Annotated in this window: 26 protein-coding genes; 5 read left to right on the plus strand and 21 right to left on the minus strand. The window is 75.8% G+C overall.

The window, feature by feature from the left end:
• Window positions 1-13: 13 nt before the first annotated feature.
• Complete coding sequence (locus tag ACI78R_RS03970) at window positions 14-1,447, minus strand: M50 family metallopeptidase (protein WP_457039896.1); 1,434 nt, start codon at window positions 1,445-1,447, stop codon at window positions 14-16.
• Window positions 1,399-2,601 (minus strand): 1-deoxy-D-xylulose-5-phosphate reductoisomerase, encoded by a 1,203-nt coding sequence (dxr, locus tag ACI78R_RS03975; protein WP_457039745.1) that lies wholly within the window; start codon window positions 2,599-2,601, stop codon window positions 1,399-1,401. Before dxr ends, ACI78R_RS03970 begins: the two co-directional genes overlap by 49 nt.
• 73 nt (window positions 2,602-2,674) lie before the next feature.
• On the opposite strand from dxr, the gene ACI78R_RS03980 reads away from it, so the two are divergent.
• Window positions 2,675-2,995: a DUF2631 domain-containing protein gene (locus ACI78R_RS03980; protein WP_457039746.1), complete on the plus strand. Its 321-nt coding sequence runs from the start codon at window positions 2,675-2,677 to the stop codon at window positions 2,993-2,995.
• 78 nt (window positions 2,996-3,073) lie between these two features.
• Here ACI78R_RS03980 and ACI78R_RS03985 read toward each other — a convergent pair whose 3' ends face one another.
• The 4 genes from ACI78R_RS03985 to ACI78R_RS04000 all read right to left on the minus strand — a co-directional run bounded on the left by ACI78R_RS03985 (window position 3,074) and on the right by ACI78R_RS04000 (window position 7,070).
• Window positions 3,074-3,811 carry a VIT1/CCC1 transporter family protein gene (locus ACI78R_RS03985; RefSeq protein WP_073421835.1) on the minus strand — a complete coding sequence of 246 codons (738 nt, stop codon included), beginning with the start codon at window positions 3,809-3,811 and terminating at the stop codon, window positions 3,074-3,076.
• 10 nt (window positions 3,812-3,821) lie between these two features.
• Window positions 3,822-5,003, minus strand: a complete 1,182-nt coding sequence (gene rlmN, locus ACI78R_RS03990) for a 23S rRNA (adenine(2503)-C(2))-methyltransferase RlmN (RefSeq protein WP_073422031.1) — start codon at window positions 5,001-5,003, stop codon at window positions 3,822-3,824.
• Between the two features lie 63 nt (window positions 5,004-5,066).
• Complete coding sequence (locus ACI78R_RS03995; protein WP_457039747.1) at window positions 5,067-6,344, minus strand: hypothetical protein; 1,278 nt, start codon at window positions 6,342-6,344, stop codon at window positions 5,067-5,069.
• 96 nt (window positions 6,345-6,440) lie between these two features.
• Window positions 6,441-7,070, minus strand: coding sequence for a methyltransferase domain-containing protein (locus ACI78R_RS04000; RefSeq protein ID WP_457039748.1), 630 nt, complete (start codon window positions 7,068-7,070; stop codon window positions 6,441-6,443).
• Between the two features lie 202 nt (window positions 7,071-7,272).
• Between ACI78R_RS04000 and ACI78R_RS04005 the strand changes: the two genes are divergently transcribed.
• Genes ACI78R_RS04005 through ACI78R_RS04015 form a run of 3 tightly spaced genes read left to right on the plus strand, consistent with a single transcriptional unit; the run spans window position 7,273 to window position 9,801 of the window.
• Window positions 7,273-7,902, plus strand: a complete 630-nt coding sequence (locus ACI78R_RS04005) for a TrmH family RNA methyltransferase (RefSeq protein ID WP_457039749.1) — start codon at window positions 7,273-7,275, stop codon at window positions 7,900-7,902.
• A 37-nt stretch (window positions 7,903-7,939) separates the two neighbouring features.
• Window positions 7,940-8,701 carry a polyphosphate kinase 2 family protein gene (locus ACI78R_RS04010; RefSeq protein WP_073421832.1) on the plus strand — a complete coding sequence of 254 codons (762 nt, stop codon included), beginning with the start codon at window positions 7,940-7,942 and terminating at the stop codon, window positions 8,699-8,701.
• A complete protein-coding gene (locus tag ACI78R_RS04015) occupies window positions 8,698-9,801 on the plus strand; it encodes a DUF952 domain-containing protein (protein WP_457039750.1) in 1,104 nt (367 codons plus the stop codon). Before ACI78R_RS04010 ends, ACI78R_RS04015 begins: the two co-directional genes overlap by 4 nt.
• On the opposite strand, the gene ACI78R_RS04020 is transcribed toward ACI78R_RS04015, so the two are convergent.
• From ACI78R_RS04020 to rpsB, 5 genes are all read right to left on the minus strand, one after another.
• Window positions 9,765-10,757: a phosphatidate cytidylyltransferase gene (locus ACI78R_RS04020; RefSeq protein WP_457039751.1), complete on the minus strand. Its 993-nt coding sequence runs from the start codon at window positions 10,755-10,757 to the stop codon at window positions 9,765-9,767. The two genes, ACI78R_RS04015 and ACI78R_RS04020, sit on opposite strands and share 37 nt — an antisense overlap.
• A 205-nt stretch (window positions 10,758-10,962) precedes the next feature.
• Entirely contained in the window at window positions 10,963-11,520 is a 558-nt protein-coding gene (gene frr, locus ACI78R_RS04025; RefSeq protein ID WP_073421830.1) for a ribosome recycling factor, read from the minus strand.
• An 89-nt stretch (window positions 11,521-11,609) separates the two neighbouring features.
• A complete protein-coding gene (gene pyrH, locus ACI78R_RS04030; protein WP_073421829.1) occupies window positions 11,610-12,395 on the minus strand; it encodes a UMP kinase in 786 nt (261 codons plus the stop codon).
• Window positions 12,396-12,531: 136 nt separating this feature from the next.
• Window positions 12,532-13,347: a translation elongation factor Ts gene (gene tsf, locus ACI78R_RS04035; RefSeq protein ID WP_457039752.1), complete on the minus strand. Its 816-nt coding sequence runs from the start codon at window positions 13,345-13,347 to the stop codon at window positions 12,532-12,534.
• A gap of 92 nt (window positions 13,348-13,439) precedes the next feature.
• Window positions 13,440-14,369 carry a 30S ribosomal protein S2 gene (gene rpsB, locus ACI78R_RS04040; protein WP_073421827.1) on the minus strand — a complete coding sequence of 310 codons (930 nt, stop codon included), beginning with the start codon at window positions 14,367-14,369 and terminating at the stop codon, window positions 13,440-13,442.
• A 298-nt stretch (window positions 14,370-14,667) separates the two neighbouring features.
• Between rpsB and ACI78R_RS04045 the strand changes: the two genes are divergently transcribed.
• The gene (locus ACI78R_RS04045; protein WP_457039753.1) at window positions 14,668-15,210 is read left to right on the plus strand and encodes a murein hydrolase activator EnvC family protein; all 543 of its coding nucleotides are present in this window, start codon (window positions 14,668-14,670) and stop codon (window positions 15,208-15,210) included.
• A gap of 7 nt (window positions 15,211-15,217) precedes the next feature.
• Here ACI78R_RS04045 and whiG read toward each other — a convergent pair whose 3' ends face one another.
• The 10 genes from whiG to rplS form a co-directional block, all read right to left on the minus strand.
• A complete protein-coding gene (whiG, locus tag ACI78R_RS04050; RefSeq protein WP_073421826.1) occupies window positions 15,218-16,018 on the minus strand; it encodes an RNA polymerase sigma factor WhiG in 801 nt (266 codons plus the stop codon).
• 81 nt (window positions 16,019-16,099) lie between these two features.
• The gene (locus ACI78R_RS04055) at window positions 16,100-17,035 is read right to left on the minus strand and encodes a tyrosine recombinase XerC (RefSeq protein ID WP_457039754.1); all 936 of its coding nucleotides are present in this window, start codon (window positions 17,033-17,035) and stop codon (window positions 16,100-16,102) included.
• 84 nt (window positions 17,036-17,119) lie between these two features.
• A complete protein-coding gene (gene dprA / locus ACI78R_RS04060) occupies window positions 17,120-18,379 on the minus strand; it encodes a DNA-processing protein DprA (RefSeq protein WP_457039755.1) in 1,260 nt (419 codons plus the stop codon).
• Window positions 18,376-19,896 (minus strand): YifB family Mg chelatase-like AAA ATPase, encoded by a 1,521-nt coding sequence (locus ACI78R_RS04065; RefSeq protein ID WP_336032258.1) that lies wholly within the window; start codon window positions 19,894-19,896, stop codon window positions 18,376-18,378. The genes dprA and ACI78R_RS04065 overlap by 4 nt, the downstream gene beginning before the upstream one ends.
• On the minus strand, window positions 19,893-20,252 hold the full coding sequence (locus ACI78R_RS04070; protein ID WP_457039756.1) for a YraN family protein: 360 nt from the start codon (window positions 20,250-20,252) through the stop codon (window positions 19,893-19,895). Before ACI78R_RS04070 ends, ACI78R_RS04065 begins: the two co-directional genes overlap by 4 nt.
• A gap of 131 nt (window positions 20,253-20,383) precedes the next feature.
• On the minus strand, window positions 20,384-20,704 hold the full coding sequence (locus tag ACI78R_RS04075; RefSeq protein ID WP_073421822.1) for a DUF2469 domain-containing protein: 321 nt from the start codon (window positions 20,702-20,704) through the stop codon (window positions 20,384-20,386).
• Window positions 20,701-21,489 (minus strand): ribonuclease HII, encoded by a 789-nt coding sequence (locus ACI78R_RS04080; RefSeq protein WP_139253039.1) that lies wholly within the window; start codon window positions 21,487-21,489, stop codon window positions 20,701-20,703. The genes ACI78R_RS04075 and ACI78R_RS04080 overlap by 4 nt, the downstream gene beginning before the upstream one ends.
• 180 nt (window positions 21,490-21,669) lie before the next feature.
• The gene (locus ACI78R_RS04085; RefSeq protein WP_336032256.1) at window positions 21,670-22,392 is read right to left on the minus strand and encodes a response regulator transcription factor; all 723 of its coding nucleotides are present in this window, start codon (window positions 22,390-22,392) and stop codon (window positions 21,670-21,672) included.
• A gap of 255 nt (window positions 22,393-22,647) precedes the next feature.
• Entirely contained in the window at window positions 22,648-23,547 is a 900-nt protein-coding gene (lepB, locus tag ACI78R_RS04090; protein ID WP_073421820.1) for a signal peptidase I, read from the minus strand.
• Window positions 23,548-23,622: 75 nt separating this feature from the next.
• The gene (gene rplS, locus ACI78R_RS04095) at window positions 23,623-23,979 is read right to left on the minus strand and encodes a 50S ribosomal protein L19 (protein WP_073421819.1); all 357 of its coding nucleotides are present in this window, start codon (window positions 23,977-23,979) and stop codon (window positions 23,623-23,625) included.
• Window positions 23,980-24,021 lie beyond the last annotated feature (42 nt).

Raw genomic sequence — 24,021 nt, forward strand, 5'->3', positions numbered from 1 at the left:
TCGGCGCCGCGCGCTACTGCAGTGTGATCGGGTTGACGACGTCGGCGATGAGCAGCAGGCCCGACAGCGCGATGAACAACCCGGCGACGACGTAGGCCACGGGCATCAGCCGGGCGATGTCGAAGGGCCCGGGGTCCGGCCGGCCGCGCCACCGGGCGACCACCGAGCGCGCCTTCTCGTACAGCGCGCCGGCGACGTGCCCGCCGTCGAGCGGGTAGATCGGCAGCAGGTTGAACAGGAACAGCACGAGATTCACGCTGGCCAGCAGGCCGAGGAAGAAGCTCAGCTTCTGCGCGCCGCTGAACTCCTCGATGGCGAACACCTCGCCGGAGATCCGCCCGACGCCGACGACGCCGATCGGGCCGTCGACGTCGCGCTCCTCGCCGAGGAAGGCGGCGCGGAACAGCTGCGGCACGCGCTCGGGGATCTCGACGAGCCGCTGCACCGACTGCGACACGACCATGCCGAAGTAGCCGGGCAGGTCGGAGAAGGACTGGCGGGCGAAGCCGAACACCGGGCTGACGCCGAGGTAGCCGGCCGTCATGGTGCCCTCGCCGTCGTCGGTGGCGACGACGTTCTCGATCGGGGTGACGGTGAGCTCGCGGGTCTCGCCGTCGCGCTCCACGGTGAGCGCCAGCGGCTCGTCCGCCGAGCCGCGGATCGCCTGCTGCACCGCCGTCCAGCTGTCGTAGGCGGTGGGGTCGAGCGTCCGCCCGTCGATGGCGACGATCGTGTCGCCGGGCTGCAGGCCCGCCTCGGCGGCGGGGCTGGCGACCGGCTCCGCGCAGCCGGGGGTGCCCTCCTCGCACAGCTGCCCGGCGTCGGCGCCGCTGGTCACGATAGGGATGCCGCAGACGTCGGTGTCCTGCTCGGCGGCGACGTCGATGCTCTCCGCCCCGGCCGGCACCACGCACGCGGGCACGCTGGCCAGCTGGGTGGTGATGACGTTGGTGCCGATGGCGGTGAGCAGCACCGCGAAGAACACGGCGGCCAGCACCAGGTTGTGGAACGGCCCGGCGAACATCACGATGACGCGCTGCCACCAGGGCTTGGCGTAGAAGACCCGGCCGGCGTCGCTGGGCAGGACGTCGTCGAGGGCCTGGCCGCGGACCTCGGCGATGAAGGTCCGCATGCGGGTGGCCCGCGTGCTCTCGTTCTCCTCGGCGGGCGGGATCATGCCGACGATGCGGATGTAGCCGCCGAGCGGGATGGCCTTGACGCCGTACTCGGTCTCGCCGCGGCGGCGGGAGAACACGGTCGGGCCGAAGCCGACCATGAACTGCGGCACGCGCATGCCGAACTTCCGCGCCCAGTAGAAGTGGCCGTACTCGTGGAAGGCGATCGAGGCGAGCAGGCCGACGAAGAACGCGACGATCCCGAGGACCGTCAGGACGATGCTCAGCTCGGGCCTCCGGCGAGAGCGGCGCGGGCGTGCTGCCGGGCCCAGCGCTCAGCGGCCAGCACGTCGTCCACGCAGGTGGGGGCGCCGAGGTCCGGCGCGTCGTCGAGGGTACGCGCGACGAGGCCCACGACGTCCGGGAAACGCAGCCGTCCCCCCAGGAAGGCGGAGACCGCCTCCTCGTTGGCCGCGTTGTAGAGCGCGGGGACGACGCCGCCGGCCTCCCCCGCGGCCCGCGCCAGGCGCACCGCCGGGAACGCGTCGTCGTCCAGCGGCGCGAACTCCCAGGTGCTCGCGGCCGACCAGTCCAGCGCCGGCTGCACGTGCGGCAGCCGGTCGGGCCAGGCCAGCGCGAGCGCGATGGGCAGCCGCATGTCCGGCGGGCTGGCCTGCGCGATGGTCGCGCCGTCGGCGAAGGTCACCATCGAGTGCACGATCGACTGCGGGTGCACGACGACGTCGATGTCGGCGTAGGGGACGCCGAAGAGCAGGTGCGCCTCGATGAGCTCCAGGCCCTTGTTGACCAGGGTCGCGGAGTTGATCGTCACCACCGGGCCCATGTCCCAGGTGGGGTGCGCCAGCGCCTGCTCGGGCGTGACGTCGGCGAGGTCGGCGGCCCGGCGCCCGCGGAAGGGGCCCCCGCTGGCGGTGAGCACCAGCCGGGCGACCTCTCCCCGGTCCCCGCCGCGCAGGCACTGCGCCAGGGCCGAGTGCTCGGAGTCGACCGGCACGAGCTGGCCGGGCGCGGCAGCCGCGGTGACCAGCTCGCCGCCGGCGACCAGCGACTCCTTGTTGGCCAGGGCGACGGTGTTGCCGGACCGGAGCGCGGAGAGCGTGGGCCCCAGGCCGATCGAGCCGGTGATGCCGTTGAGGACGACGTCGGCCGGGCGGGCGGCCAGCTCCTCGGCGGCGCGCGGCCCGGCGAGGATCTCCGGCAGCGCGTACTCCCCGCGCGCCCAGCCCCGCTGCGACGCCGCCGCGTAGAAGGCCAGCTGCAGGTCCTGGGCCGCCGTCGCCCGGGCCACCGCCACCGTGCGCACGCCGAGTGCGAGGGCCTGCTCGGCCAGCCGGGCGACGTCGCCCCCGCCGGCCGCCAGCGCGGTGATCCGCAGCCGGTCGGGGTTCTGCTCGGCGACCGCGATCGCCTGCCGGCCGATCGACCCGGTCGAGCCCAGCACGGTCACCTCGCGCGGCTCGCTCATGCGGCGCATCCTCCCCGACGCGCCGCACCACCTCGAACGGTGGCCTCCGGGCGGGGCTGGCAGGATGGGGCCCGTGAGCGAGCACCACGGCCCGGGGGTCCGTCAGGACAACGCGCTGACCACGCGCGTCAACCAGCCCAACCGCGAGGAGGGCGTCGTCCGCGCCGGGGAGCACCCGGTCGAGGAGGAGCGCCCTGAGGACTGGGGCTGGCACGGCCGCTCCGGCAAGTGGGCGCAGATCGCCGGCTGGCTCACCGTGCTCTCGATGCTCGCCTACACGTGGGGCAACCACGAGGGCCGCATGGAGGACCTGTGGCTGTTCGGCATCGCCGCGGGCCTCGTCGTGATGCTGGTGTGGGACCTCCGCCGCAAGCGCACCGCCTGGCGCCCGTAGCGCCAGCAGTCCCCGGGACGTCCCGCGACGACCCGGTCCGGCACCCGCCGGGCCGGGTCGTCGCGTGTCGGGGCCGCCTCAGGCGGCGGTGACCCCGATCGCGGCGCCGATCAGGTAGGTGGCCCCGGCGGCCAGCGCGCCGAACAGCAGCTGGCGCAGCCCGGCGTACCACCACGGCCGCGGGGTGAAGCGGGACGACAGCGCACCGGCGGCCACCAGGCCGACCGCGCCGCACAGCAGCGCCACCCACAGCAGCGAGAGCCCGAAGAGGTAGGGCAGCAGCGGCAGCACCGCGCCCAGGGAGAACGTCAGGAACGACGAGACGGCCGCCGTCCGGGGTGAGGGGCGGTCCTCGGGGCTGACGCCGAGCTCGGCGACGACGTGCAGCCGCAGCGCCACCTCGGGGTCCCGGGACAGCTGGACGGCGACCTCGTGGGCGAGGTCCGCGTCGACGCCACGGTCGCGCAGCATCCCGACCAGCTCGCGCAGCTCCTCCTGCGGGTGCCGCTCGAGCTCGCGCCGCTCCTTGGCCACCTCGAGGTCGAGCTGCTCGTTCTGCGTCTTCACCGACGTGTACTCGCCGAGCGCCATGGAGATCGCGCCGGCGACCAGCCCGGCGACGCCGGTGAGCACGATCGTGCGCGGCGCCGCTCCCCCGCCGCCGACGCCGGCGACCAGCGCGGTGTTGGTGACCAGGCCGTCCATGGCGCCGAAGACGGCGGCGCGCAGCCAGCCGCCGGAGACGTCGCCGTGGTGGTGCTCGTGCAGCGCGGCGGGCTCCCCGGCCGCGGACTCCTCGGCGGTCCCGGCGCTCACGCGGGGGCTCTCACGCGTCGGCCTCGGCGCCCAGCGGCACCGGTGCCTCCAGCATGGGCGCGGGGGTGGCGACCGTCGGCACGCCGGCGTCGTCGCCGAGGTCGGCGGCGGCGAGCTGGCCGCAGGCACCGTCGATGTCCTGGCCGCGGGTGTCGCGGACCGTCGTCGGCACGCCCGCCGCCCGCAGGCGCGCGACGAACTCCCGCTGCGCCGGCAGCGGGCTCGCGTCCCACGGGCTGCCCGGCGTCGGGTTGAGCGGGATGAGGTTGACGTGCGCCAGCTTCCCGGCGAGCAGCCGGCCGAGCAGGTCGGCCCGCTCGGGCTGGTCGTTGACGTCGCGGATGAGCGCGTACTCCACCGAGTAGCGGCGGCCGGTGCGCGCGGCGTAGTCGTCGGCGGCCTCGACCACCTCGGCGACCTTCCACCGGGTGTTGATCGGCACGAGGGTGTCGCGCAGCTCGTCGTCGGGGGCGTGCAGGCTGACCGCGAGGGTCACCGCCATGCCCTCCTCGGTGAGCTTCCGGATGCCGGGCACCAGGCCGACCGTGGAGACGGTGACCGACCGCTGCGACAGGCCGAGGCCGTAGGGCGCCTGGCCGAGCAGCGCGCGCAGCGTGGCGCGCACCCGCGGGTAGTTGGCCAGCGGCTCGCCCATGCCCATGAAGACGACGTTGGACAGCCGGCCCGGCCCGCCGGGGACCTCGCCGTTCGCCATCGCCGCCGAGGCCGCCACCGCCTGGCCGATGATCTCGGCGGCCGACAGGTTGCGGGTCAGGCCGCTCTGGCCGGTGGCGCAGAAGGGGCAGGCCATGCCGCAGCCGGCCTGGCTGGAGATGCAGACGGTGGCGCGGTCGGGGTAGCGCATGAGCACGCTCTCGACCAGGGCGCCGTCGTGCAGCCGCCACAGCGTCTTGCGCGTGCGGCCGCCGTCGGCGCTGAGCGTGCGCACCGGGGTCAGCAGGCCGGGCAGCAGCGCCTCGCTGAGCGTCTCGCGGACCGCCGCGGGGACGTCGGTCATCTGCGCGGGGTCGGTGACGCCGCGGAAGAAGTGCCGGGCCAGCTGGTCGGCGCGGAACGCCGGCTGCCCGAGGTCGGCGACGACGGCGCGCGCCTCCTCCCGGGTCAGGTCGGCGAGGTGGCGCGGCGGCTTGCCCCGGCGCGGGGCGTCGAAGACGAGGGGCAGGGCAGTCATGGCGCCCTCCATCGTCCCACCCCGCCCGGCGCCGTGGGACGCGCCGCGGGTGAGGTCGCTCGCTCAGGAGGGCGGTGCGGCCGGGTCCCCGCTCGGCTCCGGGGTCGCCGACGGCTCCGGCGTCCCCGTCGGGGTCGGCTCGGGCGTCTCCGGAGGGGTCGGCTCGGGCGTCTCCGGAGGGGTCGGCTCGGGCGTCTCCGTCGGCGTCGGCTCCGGCGTCGCGGTGGGGGTCGGCGTCGCCGTCGGCGTCGGCTCCGGGGTCGCCGTCGGCGTGGGCGTGGGCGTGGGGACCGGGGCCGACGTCGGGAGGGCCACCGGGACCGGCGCCGGCTCCGGCGCGGGCGCCGGGACCACCACCGGCGGCGGGACGGGCACCACCTGCGGGACGACGGCCGCCGGGGCGGCGGGCGGCGCCACCGCGGCCGGGGCCCTCGTCGCCGCGGCGGCGAGCACGGGCGCCGGCGCGGGGACGGCCTCCGGCTGCGGCGCCGCGGTCTCGACGGCAGTCGTCGGGGCGGCGGGGACCGGCGGCGGGAGGACGGGGCGCACGGGCCGCGGCGCGCGCGTCGCCGTGGCGGTGGCGGTCGCGGTGGCCGTCGGCGAGGCCTGGACGGCGGAGGTCGGCGCCGGGCCGGACGCCGAGCCCGCCAGCAGCACCGCGCCGGTGATCCCGCCGGCGGCGAGCAGGCCCAGGGCCACCGCCGTGCCGGTGCGGCGGCGCGGCCGCACCCGCGGGGCGACGACGACCCGGGGCGCCACCACCGGCACCGCGGCCGTCCAGGCGGGGTCGTCGGGCTCGTCCACGTCGGCGTCGAGGTCGGCGTCGAGGTCGGCGGCGTACGCGCAGCCGTCGGCGGCGTCGAGGACCACGGTCTCCTCGGCCACCGCCTCCCCGGCCGCCGGCTCCTCGTCGGCGGGCTCGTCGGCGGCAGGCGCCTCGGCGGCGGCCGCCGCGACGGCAGCCTCCTCGACGACGGGCTCCTCGACGACGGCCACCGTGGCCTCGTCCGGCATGGCCTCGACCGGCACCACCTCGACCGGGACCACGTCGTCCGCCGGCCCCTCCGCCGCGGCCGGCTCGACCGTGGCCGGGTCGGCGGTGGCCTGCTCCGCGACGGGATCCCCGACCGCGGCCTCCTCGAGCGGCGTCTCAGCACCGACCTCGTCCTCAGCGGCGCCATCCCCCACAGGGGCGTCGTCCTCCGCGTCGTCCTCCGCGGCCAGCCAGGGGGGCAGCAGGTCCCGCAGGTCCTGCGTGGGCATCAGGCCGTCGTCGTCCACGAACGGGGTCGCGGCCGCGTCGGCGGCGCCCGGCACCTCGTCGTCCTGCTGTGCCGTCATCCCACCTCGCAGTCACTCATGGTCATCCCCCGCTCACAGGTCGGAGTGATGGTGCCGGACGAGGGCATGTACGAGGTGGAGGCGCGGCCGAGCAGTTCAGTCGGCGCGTTCGGCCTTCCGGGCACGGACCGCGACCACGAGCGGATGCAGAGGATCCGGCTCGTCGAGCGCCGCCGTGGGGACCTCTTGCCAACTCAGACCGCGGAGGAACGCGATGCTGGCGCGCAGGTTTCCCAGCGAGGTGACCTCCACGTTCGCCTCACCGAAGACGTCGCCGAACAGTCGACGGCAGGACGCGGCCGTGAAGCGCCAGTGATCGACTTCCGTTCCCTCGATCATGGACATGCGGCTGACCACCGGAACAGTGGCGAGCACGACCCCACCTGAGCTGAGTAGCCGGTGTGCGTTGCGGAGGGCGCTCGGGACGTCATGGACGAACTGGAGTGTCTGACAGAGCAGGTAACAGTCGTAGCTGTCCGCGGGGACCAACGTGGAGTCGGTCATGTCGCCGCACCAGGTCACATCCGGCAGCGAAGGGTCGATGTCCAGGACGTGCGAACTGGTGACGCTCACTCCCCAGCGACCGGTGTACCGCCGATCACGGACCTCGAGCACCGCGCCAGTGATGTCGGACCGATGCTCGCCGAGCCATCGATCGACGTAATAGCGATCGACGGGATCACCGCGGTCCCATCCCCAACAGTCGCTCACCTGACGGCCGCGCACAGCCCCTCTCCATGCGGGCTTACGCAGACGACGTATACGGCGTAGCGCGTCAGCACGAAGGTCGTCTGGCAGGACATTCGAGGCACCCCGAGTCCAGGCACGCAGGGCGCTGCGGGTCGTCACGAGTCACGACCGTAGGGTCCTGGTACGGCTCGCGGGAAGCTCCCTCGGGACCGCCGCCATCACGAAGTACGTTCCCTTGGTGACCGACGCGGCGCCGGGGCCGCTCGACGCCGTCGGCGTCGGGCCGTGGGAGGGCCCGTGGCCCGAGGACCCGCGCTACGACCCCGAGCTGCTCGCGCACGGCGACCGGCGCAACGTCGTCGACCGGTACCGCTACTGGACGGTCGAGGCGATCGTCGCCGACCTCGACCCGCGCCGGCACGCCTTCCACGTCGCCATCGAGAACTGGCGGCACGACCTGAACATCGGCACGGTCGTGCGCACGGCGAACGCCTTCCTCGCCGCCGAGGTGCACGTGGTCGGCCGCAAGCGCTGGAACCGCCGCGGGGCGATGGTCACCGACCGCTACCTGCACGTGCGCCACCACCCCGACGCCGCCGCCCTCGGCGCGTGGGCGCGCGAGGCCGGCCTGCCGGTGCTCGCCGTCGACAACCTGCCCGGCGCCGTGCCGCTGGAGACCGCCGAGCTGCCGCGCGCGTGCGTGCTGCTGTTCGGCCAGGAGGGCACCGGGCTCTCGCCGGAGGCGCGCGGGCTGGCCGACGCCGTCCTGTCCATCGCGCAGTTCGGCTCGACCCGCTCGATCAACGCCGGCGTGGCCGCCGGGATCGCCATGCACGCATGGGTCCGCCGGCACGCGCGGCTGCCCTGACGCGCGCGTCCGGGCCGGGTGCGCCACCCTCGGCGGGGTGGGCCGACTCGACGACGTGGACCTGACCCTGGAGCTGTCGAAGAAGGACGGCAACAAGCAGCTGGCCGAGGCGCAGCGACGGCTGGTGCACCTGCGGCTGTTCCTCGGCGGGCAGCTCGGCGGGCCGATCGGGCCGCCGGTGTGCGTGCTCTTCGAGGGCTGGGACGCCTCGGGCAAGGGCGGGGCGATCAAGCGGCTGGTCGACGAGCTCGACCCCCGGCACGTGCGGGTCGCCCAGTTCGCCGCCCCCACGCCCACGGAGAAGCGGCACCACTTCCTGTGGCGCTTCTGGCCGGTGCTGCCCGGCTGGGGCGGCATGGCCGTGCTCGACCGCACCTGGTACGGCCGGGTGCTGGTCGAGCGGGTGGAGGGCTTCGCCTCCGACGAGGCGTGGCAGCGGGCCTACGGCGAGATCGTCGACCTGGAGACCACGCTGGCCGCCGAGGGCACGATCCTGGTGAAGTTCTGGCTGCACGTCTCCCCCGAGGAGCAGCTGCGCCGCTTCGAGTCCCGCGCCGCCGACCCGTACCGCGCCTGGAAGCTCACCGACGAGGACTGGCGCAACCGGGAGAAGCGGGCGGCGTACGAGGCCGCCGTCGAGGAGATGCTCGAGCGCACCGACCACCCCGGCGGGCGCTGGACCGTGGTGCCGGCCGACGACAAGCGGCACGCCCGCGTCGCCGTCGTCCGGGCGGTGTGCGAGGCGATCGAGGCCGGGCTCGCAGCCCGCGGCATCGACCCGGACGCGCCCGCCCCGTGAGCGTCCTGCTCCACCTGTGCACCAGCGGCGAGTGGCGGGCCGCCCTCGACGCCGGTGCGCTGCGGCCGCCCGGGCCGTTCGTGCACCTGTCGCGGCCGGAGCAGGTGCACCTGCCGGCGCAGCGGCTCTTCCCGGGGCGCCGCGACCTCGTGCTGCTCGTCGTCGACCCCGCCCGCCTGACCGACCCCGTCGTGGACGAGCCCGGCGTCGCGGGCGACCCCGGCGGCATGCGCTTCCCGCACCTGTACGGGCCGCTGCCGACGTCGGCCGTGGTCGCCGTCGTGCCCCATCGGCCGCCGGTCCCGCCGGTGCTGCCCGAGCCCGGCGACGCGCTCGGCCGGGCGCTCGCCCTGTCGCTGTCCCTGCCGGTGCGCCGGGCCCCCGACGTGCGCGACGTCCCCGGCGGCGTGGCGGTCCGCGACCCGCGCTTCCCGCACTCGTACGACAACAACAGGCTGCTGCTCGGCTCCCCCGTCGACGCGGGCACCGTCGCCGCGGCCGCGGCGGACCTGTCCGTGCCCGCCGCGCTGCTGTCCTGGCCCGGCGCCGCGGCGGTCGCCGCGGAGCTGGCCACCTCCGGCTGGGAGGCCACGGAGCTGCTGGTCATGACCCGCCCGGCCCACCCGCCGCTGCCGGGCGGCGAGCGGGCGGAGGTGCTGGCCGAGCCGCAGGTGCGTGCCTTCCGCACCGAGGCCTGGCGGCGCGACCTGCCCGCCGGCCTGCCCGACCGGGACGAGGTGGTCGCCCAGCTCGTCGGCCGGGAGCCGCTCACCGGCACCGTCGTGGCGGTGCACGAGGTGGCGGTCCGGGACGGCGGCCGCGTCGTCGCCGCCGGTCAGCTGCGGGTCGACGGCGCGACGGCGGCGATCGAGGCCGTGGAGACCGAGCCCGCCGCCCGCGGGCGGGGCGCCGCCGACGCCGTCCTCGCACGCCTCGTGCGGCTGGCCGCCGACGCCGGGTGCGACCTGGTCGTGCTCGAGGCCGACGCCGCCGACTGGCCGCGGCACTGGTACGCCCGGCGCGGCTTCGCCGTCGCCGGGTCGGTGTGGGAGGTGGCCCGGCGTCAGGCGGGCGGCGCCACCCAGGCCAGCAGCAGGTAGGCGACGGCGGCCGACGGCAGCAGGCTGTCGAGCCGGTCCATGATCCCGCCGTGGCCGGGCAGCAGCGTGCCCATGTCCTTGATGCCGAGGTCGCGCTTGATCAGCGACTCGCCCAGGTCGCCCACCGTCGCGCTCACCGCGAGGCAGACGCCGAAGAGCACGCCGCCCCACCACGGCCCGCCGAGGGCGAGGGTGACGATCGGCGTGGCGACGGCGACGCAGGCCACGATCGAGCCGGCCATCCCCTCCCAGGACTTCTTCGGGCTCACCGTCGGCGCCATGGGGTGCCGCCCGAACAGGACGCCGGCCGCGTAGCCGCCGACGTCGTTGCCGACCACGGTGGCGATGAACGCCAGCACCCGGGCGGCGCCGTCGTCGGGCACCAGCAGCAGCACGGCGAACCCGGCGAGCAGCGGGACGTAGAGGGCGACGAGGACGCCGGCGGTGGCGTCGCGCAGGTAGCCCTCGGGGCCGTCGCCGAGCCGCCACAGCAGGACGGCGACGACGGTGAACAGGAACCCGGCGACCAGCCCGTCGGTGCCGCGCGTCCAGGCCAGCGCGAGCATCGCCACCGTGCCCACGAGGACCGGCGCGAGCGGCACCCGGACGTTGCCGGCCTCCAGCGCCCGGACCAGCTCGACGACGCCGACGAGGATCGCCACGGCGATGACGCCGAGGAACGCCGGCGGGTAGACCAGCAGCGAGGCGATGATGACCGCGCCGAGGCCGAGGCCCACGCCGATGGCCGCGACCAGGTCGCGCCCGGCGCGGCTGCTCTTCGGCGGGACGAGGTCCGGCTCGGGGTCGGGGCCGGGCACCGGGGCGATCACCGGGCCGCCGTGAGTGTCGTGGTCGTCCGCCTCCACCGGGGCGTCGGCCGCCGGGGCGTCGGTGGCCGGGACGGCGGGTGCCGGGACGGCGATCTCCTGGGTGCCGGGCGGCTCGGCCCGCGGCACCGCGATCGGGCTGGTCGGCGGGGCCGCCGGCCGGACGGGACCGGTCGCCGGACCGTGGCCGCCCGCGGGCAGCGGTGGCGGTGTGGGTGCACGCCGGACGGCCGGGATCGGCCCGGTGTCGGCTGCCCCCTCGGGGGCTGCGCCGGACGGACCGGCCCCGGCGGCGTCGGGACGGGAGGTCATCGGAGGGGCGGGGTGAAGCGGCTCAGACCTCGAGCAGCTCGGTCTCCTTGTTCTTGACCGCCTCGTCGATGCTCGCGACGTGCTGGGCGGTGAGGTCGTCGAGTTCCTTCTCCGCGCGGCGCACGTCGTCCTCGCCGGCCTCGCCGTCCTTGGCGATGCGGTCGAGCTCCTCCTTGGCCCGGCGGCGCACGTTGCGGATGGCGACCTTGGCGTCCTCGCCCTTGCTGCGTGCCTGCTTCACCAGGTCGCGGCGGCGCTCCTCGGTCAGCTGCGGGAAGACCACGCGGATGATCTGGCCGTCGTTGGTCGGGTTGACGCCCAGGTCGCTGTCGCGGATCGACCGCTCGATCGCCGAGAGCTGGCTGTTGTCGTAGGGCTTGATGACCGCCATCCGCGCCTCGGGCACGGTGATCGACGACATCTGCGGCACCGGGGTGGGCGCGCCGTAGTAGTCGACGAGGATCTTGTTGAACATCGACGGGGCGGCGCGTCCGGTGCGCACCGAGCCGAGGTCCTCCCGCGCGACCGACAGGGCCTTGTCCATCCGCTCCTCGGCGTCGAGCAGGGTGTCGTCGATCACGGGTCTCTCCTCCTGCGGCGGGCGGTGTCCGCCGTCGTCCTGCGGTGCGGTGCGGTGTGCTGCGGAGCCGGCGCCCGGGCGGCGCCCGCTCAGCTGATCAGCGTCCCGATCCTCTCACCCGCCACGGCGGCGGCGATGTTGCCGTCACGCAGCAGGTTGAACACCACGATCGGCATGCGGTTGTCCATGCAGAGGCTGATCGCGGTGGCGTCGGCGACCTTGAGCTGGTCGGCGAGGACCGTGGCGTAGTCGAGGTCGCGGTACATGGTCGCCGCCGGGTTGGTGCGCGGGTCGTCGTCGTACACGCCGTCGACGCCGTTCTTGGCCATGAGCAGCACCTGGCAGCCGATCTCCAGGGCGCGCTGGGCGGCGACGGTGTCGGTGGAGAAGTACGGCATGCCGGCGCCGGCGCCGAAGATGACCAGCCGGCCCTTCTCCATGTGCCGCACGGCCTTGCGCGGGATGTAGGGCTCGGCGACCTGGCCCATCTCGATCGCCGTCTGCACCCGGGTCTGCAGGCCGACCTGCTCGCAGAACGCCTGCAGCGCCAGGGCGTTCATGACCGTGCCGAGCATGCCCATGTAGTCGGCCTGCCGGCGGTCCATGCCCGCCTGCGACAGCTCGGCGCCGCGGAAGAAGTTGCCCCCGCCGACGACGACGGCGACCTGCGTGCCCGAGTCGACGACGGCGGCCAGCTGGGTGGCGATGTCGTGGACGATGCCCGAGTCGACGCCGACCTTCCCGCCCCCGAAGGCCTCACCGGAGAGCTTGAGGAGCACCCGCTGGTAGCCCGCGCCGTCGGCGGGCTGGAAGGCGCTGGGGGCCGAGAGCGGTGGGCTCTGCGGCGCGGTCTGCGGCGCGGCGGTGTCGGTCAACGGTCCATCCCTCGCTCGACGTCGTTCCGGTGATCCTGCCAAACGGGCCGCGCGGCGCCAGCCGGGCCCGGACAGGCCACCGGCCCCGTCCCGGGTGCGGGACGGGGCCGGTGGGGTGCCTCGTGCTGCCTGGAGGTCAGGCCTGGCCGACCTCGAAGCGGGCGAACCGCTGCACGGTCAGGCCCGCCTCGTCGACGATCTGCTTCACCGTGCGCTTGGGCTCGGTGATCGACGGCTGCTCGAGCAGGACGAAGTCCTTGTAGTAGGCGTTGACCCGGCCCTCGACGATCTTGACGATCGCCTGCTCGGGCTTGCCCTCCTCCTTCGCCGTCTGCTCGGCCACGCGGCGCTCGGTCTCGACGGCCTCCGCCGGGACCTCCTCGCGGGTCAGGTAGCGCGGGCGCGCGGCGGCGATGTGCATCGCCAGCGAGCGCGCGGCCTCCGCGTCGCCGCCCTGGTACTGCACGGCGACGCCGATGGCCGGCGGCAGGTCGGTGGCCCGCTTGTGCAGGTACACCGCGGTCGGGCCCTCGAAGGTGGCGAAGCGGGAGAGGACGAGCTTCTCGCCGATGCGGGCGGACTCGGACTCGATCAGCTGGGCGACGGTCTGGCCCTCGACCTGGACGGCCATGAGGTCGTCCAGGGTCGCCGGGGACTGCTCGAGGACGATCTCGATGAGCCGCTCGGCCAGCGCGACGAAGTCGGCGTTCTTGGCGACGAAGTCGGTCTCGCAGTCGAGCTCGAGCAGGGCGCCGTGCTTGCTGACGACGATGCCGTTGGTCGTGGAGCGCTCGAGGCGCTTGCCGACGTCCTTGGCACCCTTGATGCGCAGCAGCTCGATGGCCTTGTCGTACTCGCCGTCGGCCTCGGTCAGGGCCTTCTTGGCGTCCATCATGCCGGCGCCGGTGGCGTCGCGGAGGCGCTTGACGTCGGCAGCGGTGAAGGCGGGCATGTCACTTCCTCACGGGTCTGAAGGGGGTGGTGCGGACGTGCCGCGGCGCCGCCGCCCGGCCCGCGGGGGGCGGGACGGCGGCGCCGGCGGGGTCAGCCGTTCTGGGCGCCCTGGGTGCCGGTGGAGGTGTCGCCGGTGGCGGGCACGCCCTCGACCGGGGCCACCGCGTCGGCCGAGACGGCCGGCGGGGCGGCCGGGGTCTCGGGGAGCGGGGTGGCGGCGCCGTCGGTGCCGGCACCGCCGGTGAGCAGCTCGCGCTCCCAGTCCGGCAGCGGCTCGTCGCCACCGATGGCCTGCTCCCCGCCGTCCTCGCGGCCGGCGTTGGCCTGCGACGCCGAGCGGGCCATGAGGCCCTCGGCGACGGCGTCGGCGACCACGCGGGTCAGCACGTTGATCGCGCGGATCGCGTCGTCGTTGCCCGGGATCTTGTAGTCGACCTCGTCGGGGTCGCAGTTGGTGTCGAGGATCGCGACGACCGGGATGCCCAGCTTGCGGGCCTCACCGACGGCGATGTGCTCCTTCTTGGTGTCGACGATCCAGATGGCGCTGGGCACCTTCTGCATGTCGCGGATGCCGCCGAGGCTGCGCTCGAGCTTGGCCTTCTCGCGGGTCAGGCCGAGCTGCTCCTTCTTGGACAGGCCGGCCATCACGCCGGTCTGCTCCATGTCCTCGAGCTCCTTGAGGCGCTGGAGCCGCTTGTGGACGGTGGAGAAGTTGGTGAGCATGCCGCCCAGCCAGCGCTGGTTGACGTAGGGCATGCCGACGCGCTGCGCCTGCTCGGCGACGACCTCCTGCGCCTGGCGCTTGGTGCCGACGAACAGGATCGTGCCGCCGTGCGAGACCGTCTGCTTGACGAACTCGTAGGCCGAGTCGATGTACCCGAGCGTCTGCTGCAGGTCGATGATGTAGATGCCGTTGCGCTCGGTGAAGATGAAGCGCTTCATCTTCGGGTTCCAGCGACGGGTCTGGTGCCCGAAGTGGACGCCGCTGTCGAGCAGCTGCTTCATGCTGACGACTGCCATGGTCGCCTTCCTGTCTGCGCGCGGCCGCAGGACGGCCGCGCTCCTCGGTTGACGCGGGCGCCGGGTGGCTGCCCGCCCTGGCGTCCTGCTGACCCACCGACCCGGTGCGGGACCGGGACCGAGGTGGGGCTGCCCCGCCGTGCGAGGCGGGAGGAGGACGCGCGGAGTCGACCCGCACAGACGGGTCGCGCCTGACAGCATACGCGGCGCCGTCCGGGCCCCTCCCCCGCCGTCGGGTCCGTCCACAGGCCGGCCCTCCGGGCCCCGCCGCGTCCATCGGGGCGGGAGGCTCGCCGGCGTGCTCCCCCGCCTGCTGCCGGCGCTGCTCCTGGCCCTCGCGGCGCTGCTCGCGCCGGCCACCGCGGTGGCCGAGCCCACCGCCGGGCCTGCCGCCGGGCCCGTGGCCGGGGCCGTCGTCGGGGCCGGGTCGCCGTGGGTGTCCCCGCTGGGCGACCCACCGGCCGTGACCCGGCCGTTCGAGCCGCCGCCGACGCCGTACGGCCCGGGCCACCGCGGCGCCGACCTCGGCGGCGCGCCGGGCGACGTCGTCCGGGCGGCCGGGGACGGCGTCGTCGTCTTCGCCGGGATGGTCGCCGGGCGGCCGGTGGTCAGCGTCGACCACGCCGGCGGGCTGCGGACGACCTACGAGCCGGTGGCCGCCTCCGTCGCCGCGGGGCAGGGCGTGGCGCGGGGCGACCCGCTGGGGACGCTCGCGCCCGGGCACGCCGGGTGTCCGGCCGCGGCGTGCCTGCACTGGGGCCTGCGCCGCGGCGAGGTGTACCTCGACCCGCTGGCGCTGCTGCGCCCGCCGCGGGTCCGGCTGCTGCCGCTGCGCCCGTGAGGGGCGGTCAGGCGATGTCCGCCAGCTTCGTGCGCAGGTGCAGCACGGCCTTGGTGTGCAGCTGGCAGATCCGGCTCTCGGTGACGCCGAGGACGCGGCCGATGTCGGCCAGCGTCAGGCCCTCGAAGTAGTAGAGGCTGACGACGACCTTCTCCCGCTCGGGCAACTGCTCGACGGCGCGGGCCAGCAGCTGGCGGGACTCGCCGTGCTCGGCGACGGCCTGCGGGTCCAGGGCGTTGGCGTCCTGCAGCGTGTCGACCAGGCGCGGGGCGCCGCCCTCGTCGTCGGTCAGCAGCTCGTCGAGCGCGACGACGTTCACCAGGGACAGCTGGCCGAGGAACTTCCGGACCTCCTCCACGTCGAGGTCCATCTCCGCCGCGATCTCCTCGTCGGTGGGGCTGCGCCGCAGGCGGCTCTCCAGCGCGGCGACCGTGCGCTCGAACTGCCGGGCGCGGTTGCGCACCGAGCGCGGGATCCAGTCGGTGCTGCGCAGCTCGTCGATGATCGCGCCGCGGATGCGGGCCATCGCGTAGCTCTCGAACTTGACCTCGCGCGAGGGCTGGTAGCGGGTGATCGCGTCGATGAGGCCGAAGGTGCCGTAGGAGACGAGGTCGGCCTGCTCGACGTGCGCGGGCAGCCCGCTGCCGACCCGGCCGGCGACGTACTTCACCAGCGGGGCGTAGTGCAGGATCAGCCGGTCGCGCAGCGCGGGTGACCGGTCGGCGACGTACTGCGCCCAGAGGTCGGCGAGCGCCGCGTCGGCGTCCTCGTCGGACCCCCCGATCCGGTGGATGGTCGCCTCGGGCACGTCTGCGCTCCCCGTGTGGTGGTCGGTCGGGTCCCCGCGGTGCGGCGGGGCGGGCCGGATGGTCTCGGGCACGGCGGGCGCTCAGGCCCTCGGGTGGGCCTGGGCGTGCACCGCCCGCAGCCGCTCGACCGTCACGTGCGTGTAGATCTGCGTCGTCGCGAGGCTAGCGTGGCCGAGCAGCTCCTGGACCGAGCGCAGGTCGGCGCCGCCCTCGAGCACGTGGGTGGCCGCCGAGTGCCGCAGCCCGTGCGGCCCGACGTCGGGCGCCCCGGGGGCCTTCGCCACGGCGGCGTGCACGGTGCGCCGGGCCTCGCGCGCGTCCAGGCGGCGTCCGCGTGCGCCGAGCAGCAGGGCCGGGCCGGAGTCGGCCGTGGCCAGCGCCGGCCGGCCACGCACCAGCCAGGCGTCGAGCGCCCGCTCCGCCGGGGCGCCGTAGGGCACGCTGCGCTCCTTGCGCCCCTTGCCGAGCACCCGGAGCAGCCGGCGTCCGCGGTCGACGTCGTCGACGTCGAGGCCGACCAGCTCGCTCACGCGGATGCCGCTGGCGTAGAGCAGCTCCAGGACGGCGGCGTCGCGCAGGCCCACCGGGTCGTCGGCCCCGGCGGTGGACTCGACGACCGCGCGGGCCTGCTCGGGGGCGAGCACGTCGGGCAGCGTGCGGTGCGCCTTGGGGCTCACCAGCCGCAGGCCGACGTCCTCGGGGGTCAGGCCGGCGCGGCGCAGCCAGGCGGTGAACGAGCGGGCCGCCGCGGCGCGGCGGGCGGTGGTCGCCCGGCTGGCGCCCTTCGTCCGGCCCTGCGCGAGCCAGCTGCGCAGCACGGCGAGGTCGAGCTCGTCGACGCGGGTGCCGCCGCGCCGGGCGAGGTGGTCGAGCAGCCAGACCGCGTCGGTGACGTATCCCCGGACGGTGTGCGCCGAGAGGTCGCGCTCCCCGGTGAGGGCGTCCTCGTAGCCCTCGAGCGCCGCGGCGAGCGCCGGCGGCAGCGCGGCGCGGGCGTCGGCGGTCCGGGCGGTCACGTCCCGACCGTCCGACGACACCCCCGCCCGGTCAAGGCGCCGCGCCGGTCGGTCGCCCGCGACGGAACGGGCGTCCCACCGTCCTCAGCGGCGCCGCGCCCGCTCCGGCGGCGGGGCCAGCCGCCAGCCGGTGCCGGTCCACTCGACCAGCCCGGAGATCTCCAGGCCGGGCAGCACCCGCATCGCCTCCAGCGGCCCGCAGCCGGCGACCGCCGCCAGCCGCTCGGCGCTCACCCCAGCGCGCACCGGGCAGGCGTCGAGCACCCGCCGCGCGAGGTCCGACAGCCCGTCGCGCGGGGAGGCCGGCCGGTCGGGCGGGTCGGCGAGGTCGCTGCCCAGGTCGCCCACCTCCTCGATCACCTGCGCGGCGCTGGAGACCAGCCGGGCGCCGGACTCCACGTCGCGCAGCAGCTCGTGGCAGCCGACAGACAGCGCCGAGGTGACCGGGCCCGGCACGACCAGCACCCGCTTCCCCAGCGCCTGCGCGCGGCGGGCGGTGGCCTGCGCACCGGAGCGGGCCGCGGCCTCCACCACCACGGTGCCGCGGGTGAGCCCGGCGATGAGCCGGTTGCGGACCAGGAAGCGGTGCCGGTGCGGCGCCGCGCCCGGCGGCCACTCGCTGACCAGCAGCCCGCCGCCGTCGACGATGCGGGCGAAGACCGTCGAGTGCGCGGCCGGGTAGGCGCGGTCGACGCCGCACGCCAGCACCGCCACGGTCGGCGCCCCGGCGGCCAGCGCCCCGCGGTGCGCGGCGACGTCGATGCCGTAGGCACCGCCGGAGACCACCGTCCAGCCCCGCTCCCCCAGCTGCGCGCCGAACTCGGCGGCGACGTGCTCGCCGTAGGACGTCGAGGCCCGTGACCCGACCACGGCCACCGAGCGGTCGACGGCCGCGTCGAGCGGCGCCTCGCCCCGCACCCACAGCGCCATCGGCGGCACCAGCGCCTTCGTGCGGTCGAGGTCTCCCCCGCCGTCGTCCCCGCCGTCTCCCCCGCCGGCGTGCGCGGCCACGGTCAGCGGGTGCAGGGCGAACGCCGGCCACTCCTCGTCCTCGGGCACGACGAGCCGGGCGCCGCAGCGCTCGGCGCGGCGGAGGTCGGCGAGGCTGGCGTCCTGCTCCGCCCGCGCGCCGACGAGGGCGCGCAGGGCGGCCGGTGCGGTGCCGTCGCGCAGCGCGCGCACCGCCGCCGCGGGGCCGACGTCCTCGACGTACCGCCACAGGGCCACCGAGCCGGGCTCGGCGGCCCGGGTGAGCCACGCCCGGGCCCGGCGCACGCCGGCCGCGCCGTCGGAGGTGCCCGGTGCCTCGACCGCCGCGGCGAGGTCGTCCTCCAGGCCGGTCACGCGGCCACCCGCTGCAGCCGCATGCCGAGCGCCTCGGCCACGTCGTCGGCGTGCGGCACGGGGCGCCCGTCGAGGTCGGCGAGCGTCCAGGACACCCGCAGCACCCGGTCGAGGCCGCGCACCGACAGCAGGCCGCGGTCGAGCGCGCGCTCGGCCAGCGCCAGTGCCGGCCGGGGCACCGGCCACCGCTCCCGGAGCAGCCGGCCGGGCACCTGGCTGTTGAGCGCCAGGCCGGTGCCCCGCAGCCGGGCGGCGGCGGCCTCCCGCGCGACCGCGACCCGGGCCGCCACGGTCGTCGTCGACTCCGGCTCGGCACCGGCGCCCAGCCACGCGGCGCGCCCGACCGGCGGCAGCTCGACCCGCAGGTCGATCCGGTCGAGCAGCGGGCCCGACAGCCGCGCCTGGTAGCGGCGGCGCTCCAGCGGGCTGCAGGTGCAGGCCGCGTCCCCCGCGGCGCTGGCGCACGGGCACGGGTTGGCGGCCAGCACCAGCTGGGCGCGGCACGGGAAGGTGGCCGACCCCGCCGCCCGGCTGATGGTCACCGCGCCCCGCTCCAGCGGCTGGCGCAGGGTGTCGAGCGTCGCCCGCGGGAACTCCGGCGCCTCGTCGAGGAACAGCACGCCCCGGTGGGCGCGGCACAGGGCGCCGGGGCGGATGGCGCCGGAGCCGCCGCCGACCAGGGCCGCCATCGTGGCCGAGTGGTGCGGCGCCTCGAAGGGCGGCCGGCTCACGAACGGGGCGTCGGGCGGGAGCGTGCCCGCCACCGAGTGGATGGCGGTGACCTCCAGCGCGGCGCGCTCGTCGAGGACCGGCAGCAGCCCGGGCAGCCGCTCGGCGAGCATCGTCTTGCCCGCGCCGGGCGGGCCGGTGAGGAACAGGTGGTGCCCGCCGGCCGCGGCGACCTCGACCGCGCGCCGCCCGGCCGCCTGGCCGACGACGTCCCCGAGGTCGGGCACCGGCGCGGGGGGCGGCAGCGGACCACGGGCGTGCGCCGCGAGCCGGGCCCGCCCGGACAGGTGGTCGACGAGGTCGCCCAGCGTCCCGGCGGGCAGCACCTCCGCGCCGTCGACCAGGGCCGCCTCGTCGGCGTTGCCGGCCGGGACGACGACGGTGCGGTGCCCCGCGCGCCTGGCGGCGAGCACGGCCGGCAGGACGCCGCGCACCGGGCGCACCGACCCGTCGAGGCCGAGCTCGCCGAGCAGGACCAGCCCGTCGGCCGCGTCGGCGGGCACCGCGCCCGCGGCGGCCAGGACCGCGGCGGCCAGCGCGAGGTCGAACCCGCTCCCCTGCTTGGGCATGGAGGCCGGCGAGAGCCCGATGGTGATGCGGCGCATCGGCCACGACGCCCCGGTGTTCACCACGGCGGCGCGGACCCGGTCGACCGACTGGCGCACCACGGCGTCGGGCAGGCCGACCAGCGCGACGCCGGGCAGGCCCGCCGACATGTCCACCTCGACCTCGACCATCGCGCCGGTGACGCCGGCCAGGCCGACCGACCAGGTGCGGGCCAGGGTCACGAGAACGCCCCGCGCAGGTGGGTGACGAGCGCCGGGCCCGCCGGGCGGACGAGGACGCCGACGACGTCGAAGCGCAGGTCGGGCGCGTGCTCGTCGTGGGCGGCGAGCCAGCGCTGGGCCAGCGTGCGCAGGCGCCGCTGCTTGGTGGCCGGCACCGCCTCGACCGGGTGGCCGAAGCCGGTGGCGCGGCGGGTCTTCACCTCGCAGAAGACGATCGCCGCGCCGTCGCGGGCGACGATGTCGAGCTCGCCGTCGCGGCAGCGCCAGTTGCGGTCGAGGACGCGCAGGCCGGCGTCGGTGAGGTAGGTCGCGGCGATCGACTCGCCGCGGCTGCCGAGTTCGGAGGGAGTGGGCACCCGCCGACCGTCACCGCGGCCGGCCCCGGGCGGGGGCGTCCGGCGACGTCTGTGGACACCGGACGCGCCTGTGGACGGCCGCGGCGGTCCCGTCGGCCCCGCCGGTCAGCGTCCGGGGCGTGGAGGCGACGTCAGGTGATGCGGGGCCCGTCGGGCAGCTCGAGGTCGGGCTTGTCGAGCTCCTCGACGTTGACGTCCTTGAACGTCAGCACGCGCACGTTCCGCACGAAGCGGGCCGGGCGGTACATGTCCCACACCCAGGCGTCGGAGAGCTTGAGCTCGAAGAACACCTCGCCGCCGGCCTCGCGCACCTGCAGGTCGACGGAGTTGGCGAGGTAGAAGCGCCGCTCGGTCTCCACCACGTAGGTGAACTGGCGGACGATGTCCCGGTACTCGCGATAGAGCTGCAGCTCCATCTCGGTCTCGTACTTCTCCAGGTCCTCGGTGCTCATCGCGGGTCTCCGGAGATCGTGCGCATGCCCCCATCATCGACCATGCCGCCCGCGGCGGTGAGGTGGAGTTCCCGGCCGGCGTGCGCGTCGCGGGCGCGGGCGACGTTGACGAAGCGCGACCGGTGCTCCGGGCAGGGGCCGTGACGCTCCAGCGCGGCCGTGTGCGCGCCGGTCGTGTAGCCCTTGTGCACGGCGAAGTCGTACTCGGGGAACCGCTCGTGCAGGTCGAGCATGATCCGGTCCCGGGTGACCTTCGCCAGCACCGACGCCGCGGCCACGCACGCCGCCACCCGGTCGCCCTTCCAGACGGCGAGGGTGGGCACGCCGAGGCCGGGCACCGGGAAGCCGTCGGTGAGCACGTAGTCGGCCGGCGGGTCGAGCGCGCTCACCGCGCGGCGCAGCGCCTCGAGGTTGGTGACGTGCATGCCGCGCGCGTCGAGGTCCTCGACCGGGATGACCACCACCGACCAGGAGACCGCGCGGTCGACGATCTCGTCGTAGGCCCGGTCGCGGGCGGCGGCGGTGAGCAGCTTGGAGTCGGCGAGCCCCGGAACGCGGCCGCGGCGGCCGGCGGGCAGCACGCAGGCGGCGGCCACGAGCGGGCCGGCGCAGGCGCCGCGGCCGGCCTCGTCGGCGCCGGCGACGGCGGAGAACCCGCGCCGGCGCAGCGAGCGCTCCATGTCCCACAGCGCGTCGCTGCCGGGCGGCTCCGGCGGTGCCGGACGGCGGGTCCGGGCGGCCGGCACGGCGGCGGCCCGGTGGGCGGGGGGAAGACGGCCTGCCATCGCCGTCCGACAGTACGACCCGGCACCGACGGACCGGACCGGGCCCGGGAGGCCCGCACCACACGGCCGCGGGCCGGCCCCCGGGTCAGTGGGGACCGGCCCGCGGACCGGAGCGGACCGAGAGGCCCGCGGTGCCGGACCGCCGAGGAGGCGGACGGTCCGGGCAGAGCGGATGGAGGTTCAGACCTCCACGGGGGCGGGGGCGGCGGCCACGGCGTGGGCGCCGCAGCTGCAGGCGGCGGTGCCGCGCGAGGACAGGACCAGGGAGACGGCGTGCGCGCGGTCCCGGGCACCCAGCTTGCGCAGGATCGCCTTGACGTGCGACTTGACGGTGTCCTCGCTGATGAACAGGTTGCGGCCGATCTGGCGGTTGGACTGGCCCTGCAGCAGCTCGTCGAGGACGTCCTGTTCGCGGCGGGTCAGCGGCACCTCGGGGGTGAGCGGCTTGGCCACCGGCGCGGCGGCGGCGCCCTCGACCCGGCGGATCTGCGGGTCCACCACGGTGCGGCCGGCACGGGCGGCCAGGATCGCCCAGCCGAGCAGGGTCGGCGAGGTGTTGAGCATGAGGTAGCCGCGGACACCGGCGGCGACGGCCTCGTTCACGACGGCCGGGTCCTCGGAGGTGGCCAGCGCGACGACGGCGACCCGGGGGAAGCGGCGGCGCAGGTCGCGGACGACGTTGAGGGTGGCGGCGCGACCGGCACCCAGCTCGACGACCACGGCGTCGGGGCGGGCGGTCTCGACGAGGGTCAGCGCCCGGCGGAGCTCGCCCGGGGTGCCCACCGACTGCATGCCGGCGGTCTCGTTGACCATGCTGACCAGGCCGCGGCGCAGGACGGGGGCGTCGGCGAGGAGGAGCACGCGGGTGACGCCGCGGGTGGCGCTCGCCAGGGGTGCGGACACGACTTACTCCATTTCGGGGAACCGGTGTTGCTCTCGATTACTCCATCGGGCGGTATTGGCGATCCCTTGAACACTTCCTGCGGATTTTTTCTGCCTTTTCTGGTGCGGCCGTCGTCACACGGGAAACGCGCACCGGTCATCGACTCGCGATTGTCGACATGGGGACGACCATTCTGCGGAATGGTCGGACGGGAAACGGCGACGGCGCCGCCCCGGGGAGGGACGGCGCCGTCGAGGGAGCGCACGGGGAGCGGGTCAGCCCGGTGGGGCGCGGCGCAGCCGCCGTCGCCGGTTCCACACCGCGACCGGCAGCGCACCGACCAGGCCGGCGCCCAGGGGCAGCACCTGGCCGATCCGGCCGCTCGTGGCGGCGGCCTCGGCGGCCTGGATGTCCGGGGAGTCGAGCGTGCCGAAGCGGTCGACCGGCCAGACGATGAGCGCCGCTTTGCCGATGACGTCGTCGACGGCGATCGTGCCGCCGTAGCGGTCGCCGACGTGCGCGCGGGAGTCGGCCGACGCCGAGCGGTGGTCGCCCATGACCCACAGGCGCCCCTCGGGGACCGTCACCGGGCCGAACGGGCGGCTCTCCAGCGGGGTGTCCTCGAAGATGTAGGGCTCGTCGAGCGGCTCGCCGTCGACGGTCACCCGGCCCTCGGCGTCGCAGCACTGCACGGTCTGCCCGCCGGTGGCGATGACCCGCTTGACGTAGTCGTCCTCGCTCGGCGGCGCGACGCCCACGGCGCGGCCGAGCCACAGCAGGCCGCCGGTGAACCAGTTCGAGGGCTCCTGGTAGTCGACCTCGGGCACCCAGGTGTCGGGGCCCTCGAAGACGACGATGTCGCCGGGCTCGGGCTCGCCGAACCAGTACGGGACCTTGTTCACCAGCACGCGGTCGCCGGTGCAGCCCGGGCAGCCGTGCAGCGTCTGCTCCATCGACCCCGAGGGGATGAAGAACGCCTGGGCGAGGAACGTCTTGACCAGCAGGGCCAGGACGAAGGCCACAAGCAGCAGCACGGGCAGCTCACGCAGCAGGGAGCTCTTCTTCTCCGGCTGGGCGGGCCGGCGCCGCCAGAGGGACCGTCGGGCCGCCGTCCTGGGCGGCGGGTCCTCCCCCGGGACGACGTCGGCGGGCCCACCGGACCGGTCGCTGCTCATCGGGAGTCAGCGTACGGCCGCGGTGGACCCGCCGCGGTCAGGCCGGGCGGAGCCGGCCGGGGAACGGAGGTCGCGTCAGCGCGCGACGGTCTCGCGCTTCTCCTTGATCTTGGCGGCCTTGCCGCGGAGCTCGCGCAGGTAGTACAGCTTGGCGCGGCGGACGTCACCGCGGGTCAGCACCTCGATCTTCTCGACGACCGGGGTGTGCACCGGGAAGGTGCGCTCGACGCCCACGCCGAAGCTGACCTTGCGGACGGTGAAGGTCTCGCGGATCCCACCGTTCTGGCGGCGGATCACCACACCCTGGAAGACCTGGATGCGCGAGCGGTTGCCCTCGACGACGCGGACGTGCACCTTGACGGTGTCCCCGGGGCGGAACTCGGGGATGTCGTCGCGCAGCGAGTCGGCGTCGAGTACGTCCAGGGTGTTCATCGCAGCATTCCTCGGTCTCAGCGTGTGGCTCGTCGTCGGCCC

It is taken from the genome of Geodermatophilus sp. SYSU D01106 (assembly GCF_054049995.1).

Excerpts from the sequence above, each read along its gene's own strand:
- dxr (WP_457039745.1), bottom strand. The coding sequence starts at position 2,601 with ATGAGCGAGCCGCGCGAGGTGACCGTGCTGGGCTCGACCGGGTCGATC.
- rlmN (WP_073422031.1), bottom strand. The coding sequence starts at position 5,003 with ATGACTGCCCTGCCCCTCGTCTTCGACGCCCCGCGCCGGGGCAAGCCG.
- ACI78R_RS03995 (WP_457039747.1), bottom strand. The coding sequence starts at position 6,344 with ATGACGGCACAGCAGGACGACGAGGTGCCGGGCGCCGCCGACGCGGCC.
- tsf (WP_457039752.1), bottom strand. The coding sequence starts at position 13,347 with ATGCCCGCCTTCACCGCTGCCGACGTCAAGCGCCTCCGCGACGCCACC.
- rpsB (WP_073421827.1), bottom strand. The coding sequence starts at position 14,369 with ATGGCAGTCGTCAGCATGAAGCAGCTGCTCGACAGCGGCGTCCACTTC.
- ACI78R_RS04075 (WP_073421822.1), bottom strand. The coding sequence starts at position 20,704 with ATGAGCACCGAGGACCTGGAGAAGTACGAGACCGAGATGGAGCTGCAG.
- ACI78R_RS04080 (WP_139253039.1), bottom strand. The coding sequence starts at position 21,489 with ATGGCAGGCCGTCTTCCCCCCGCCCACCGGGCCGCCGCCGTGCCGGCC.
- lepB (WP_073421820.1), bottom strand. The coding sequence starts at position 23,547 with ATGAGCAGCGACCGGTCCGGTGGGCCCGCCGACGTCGTCCCGGGGGAG.
- rplS (WP_073421819.1), bottom strand. The coding sequence starts at position 23,979 with ATGAACACCCTGGACGTACTCGACGCCGACTCGCTGCGCGACGACATC.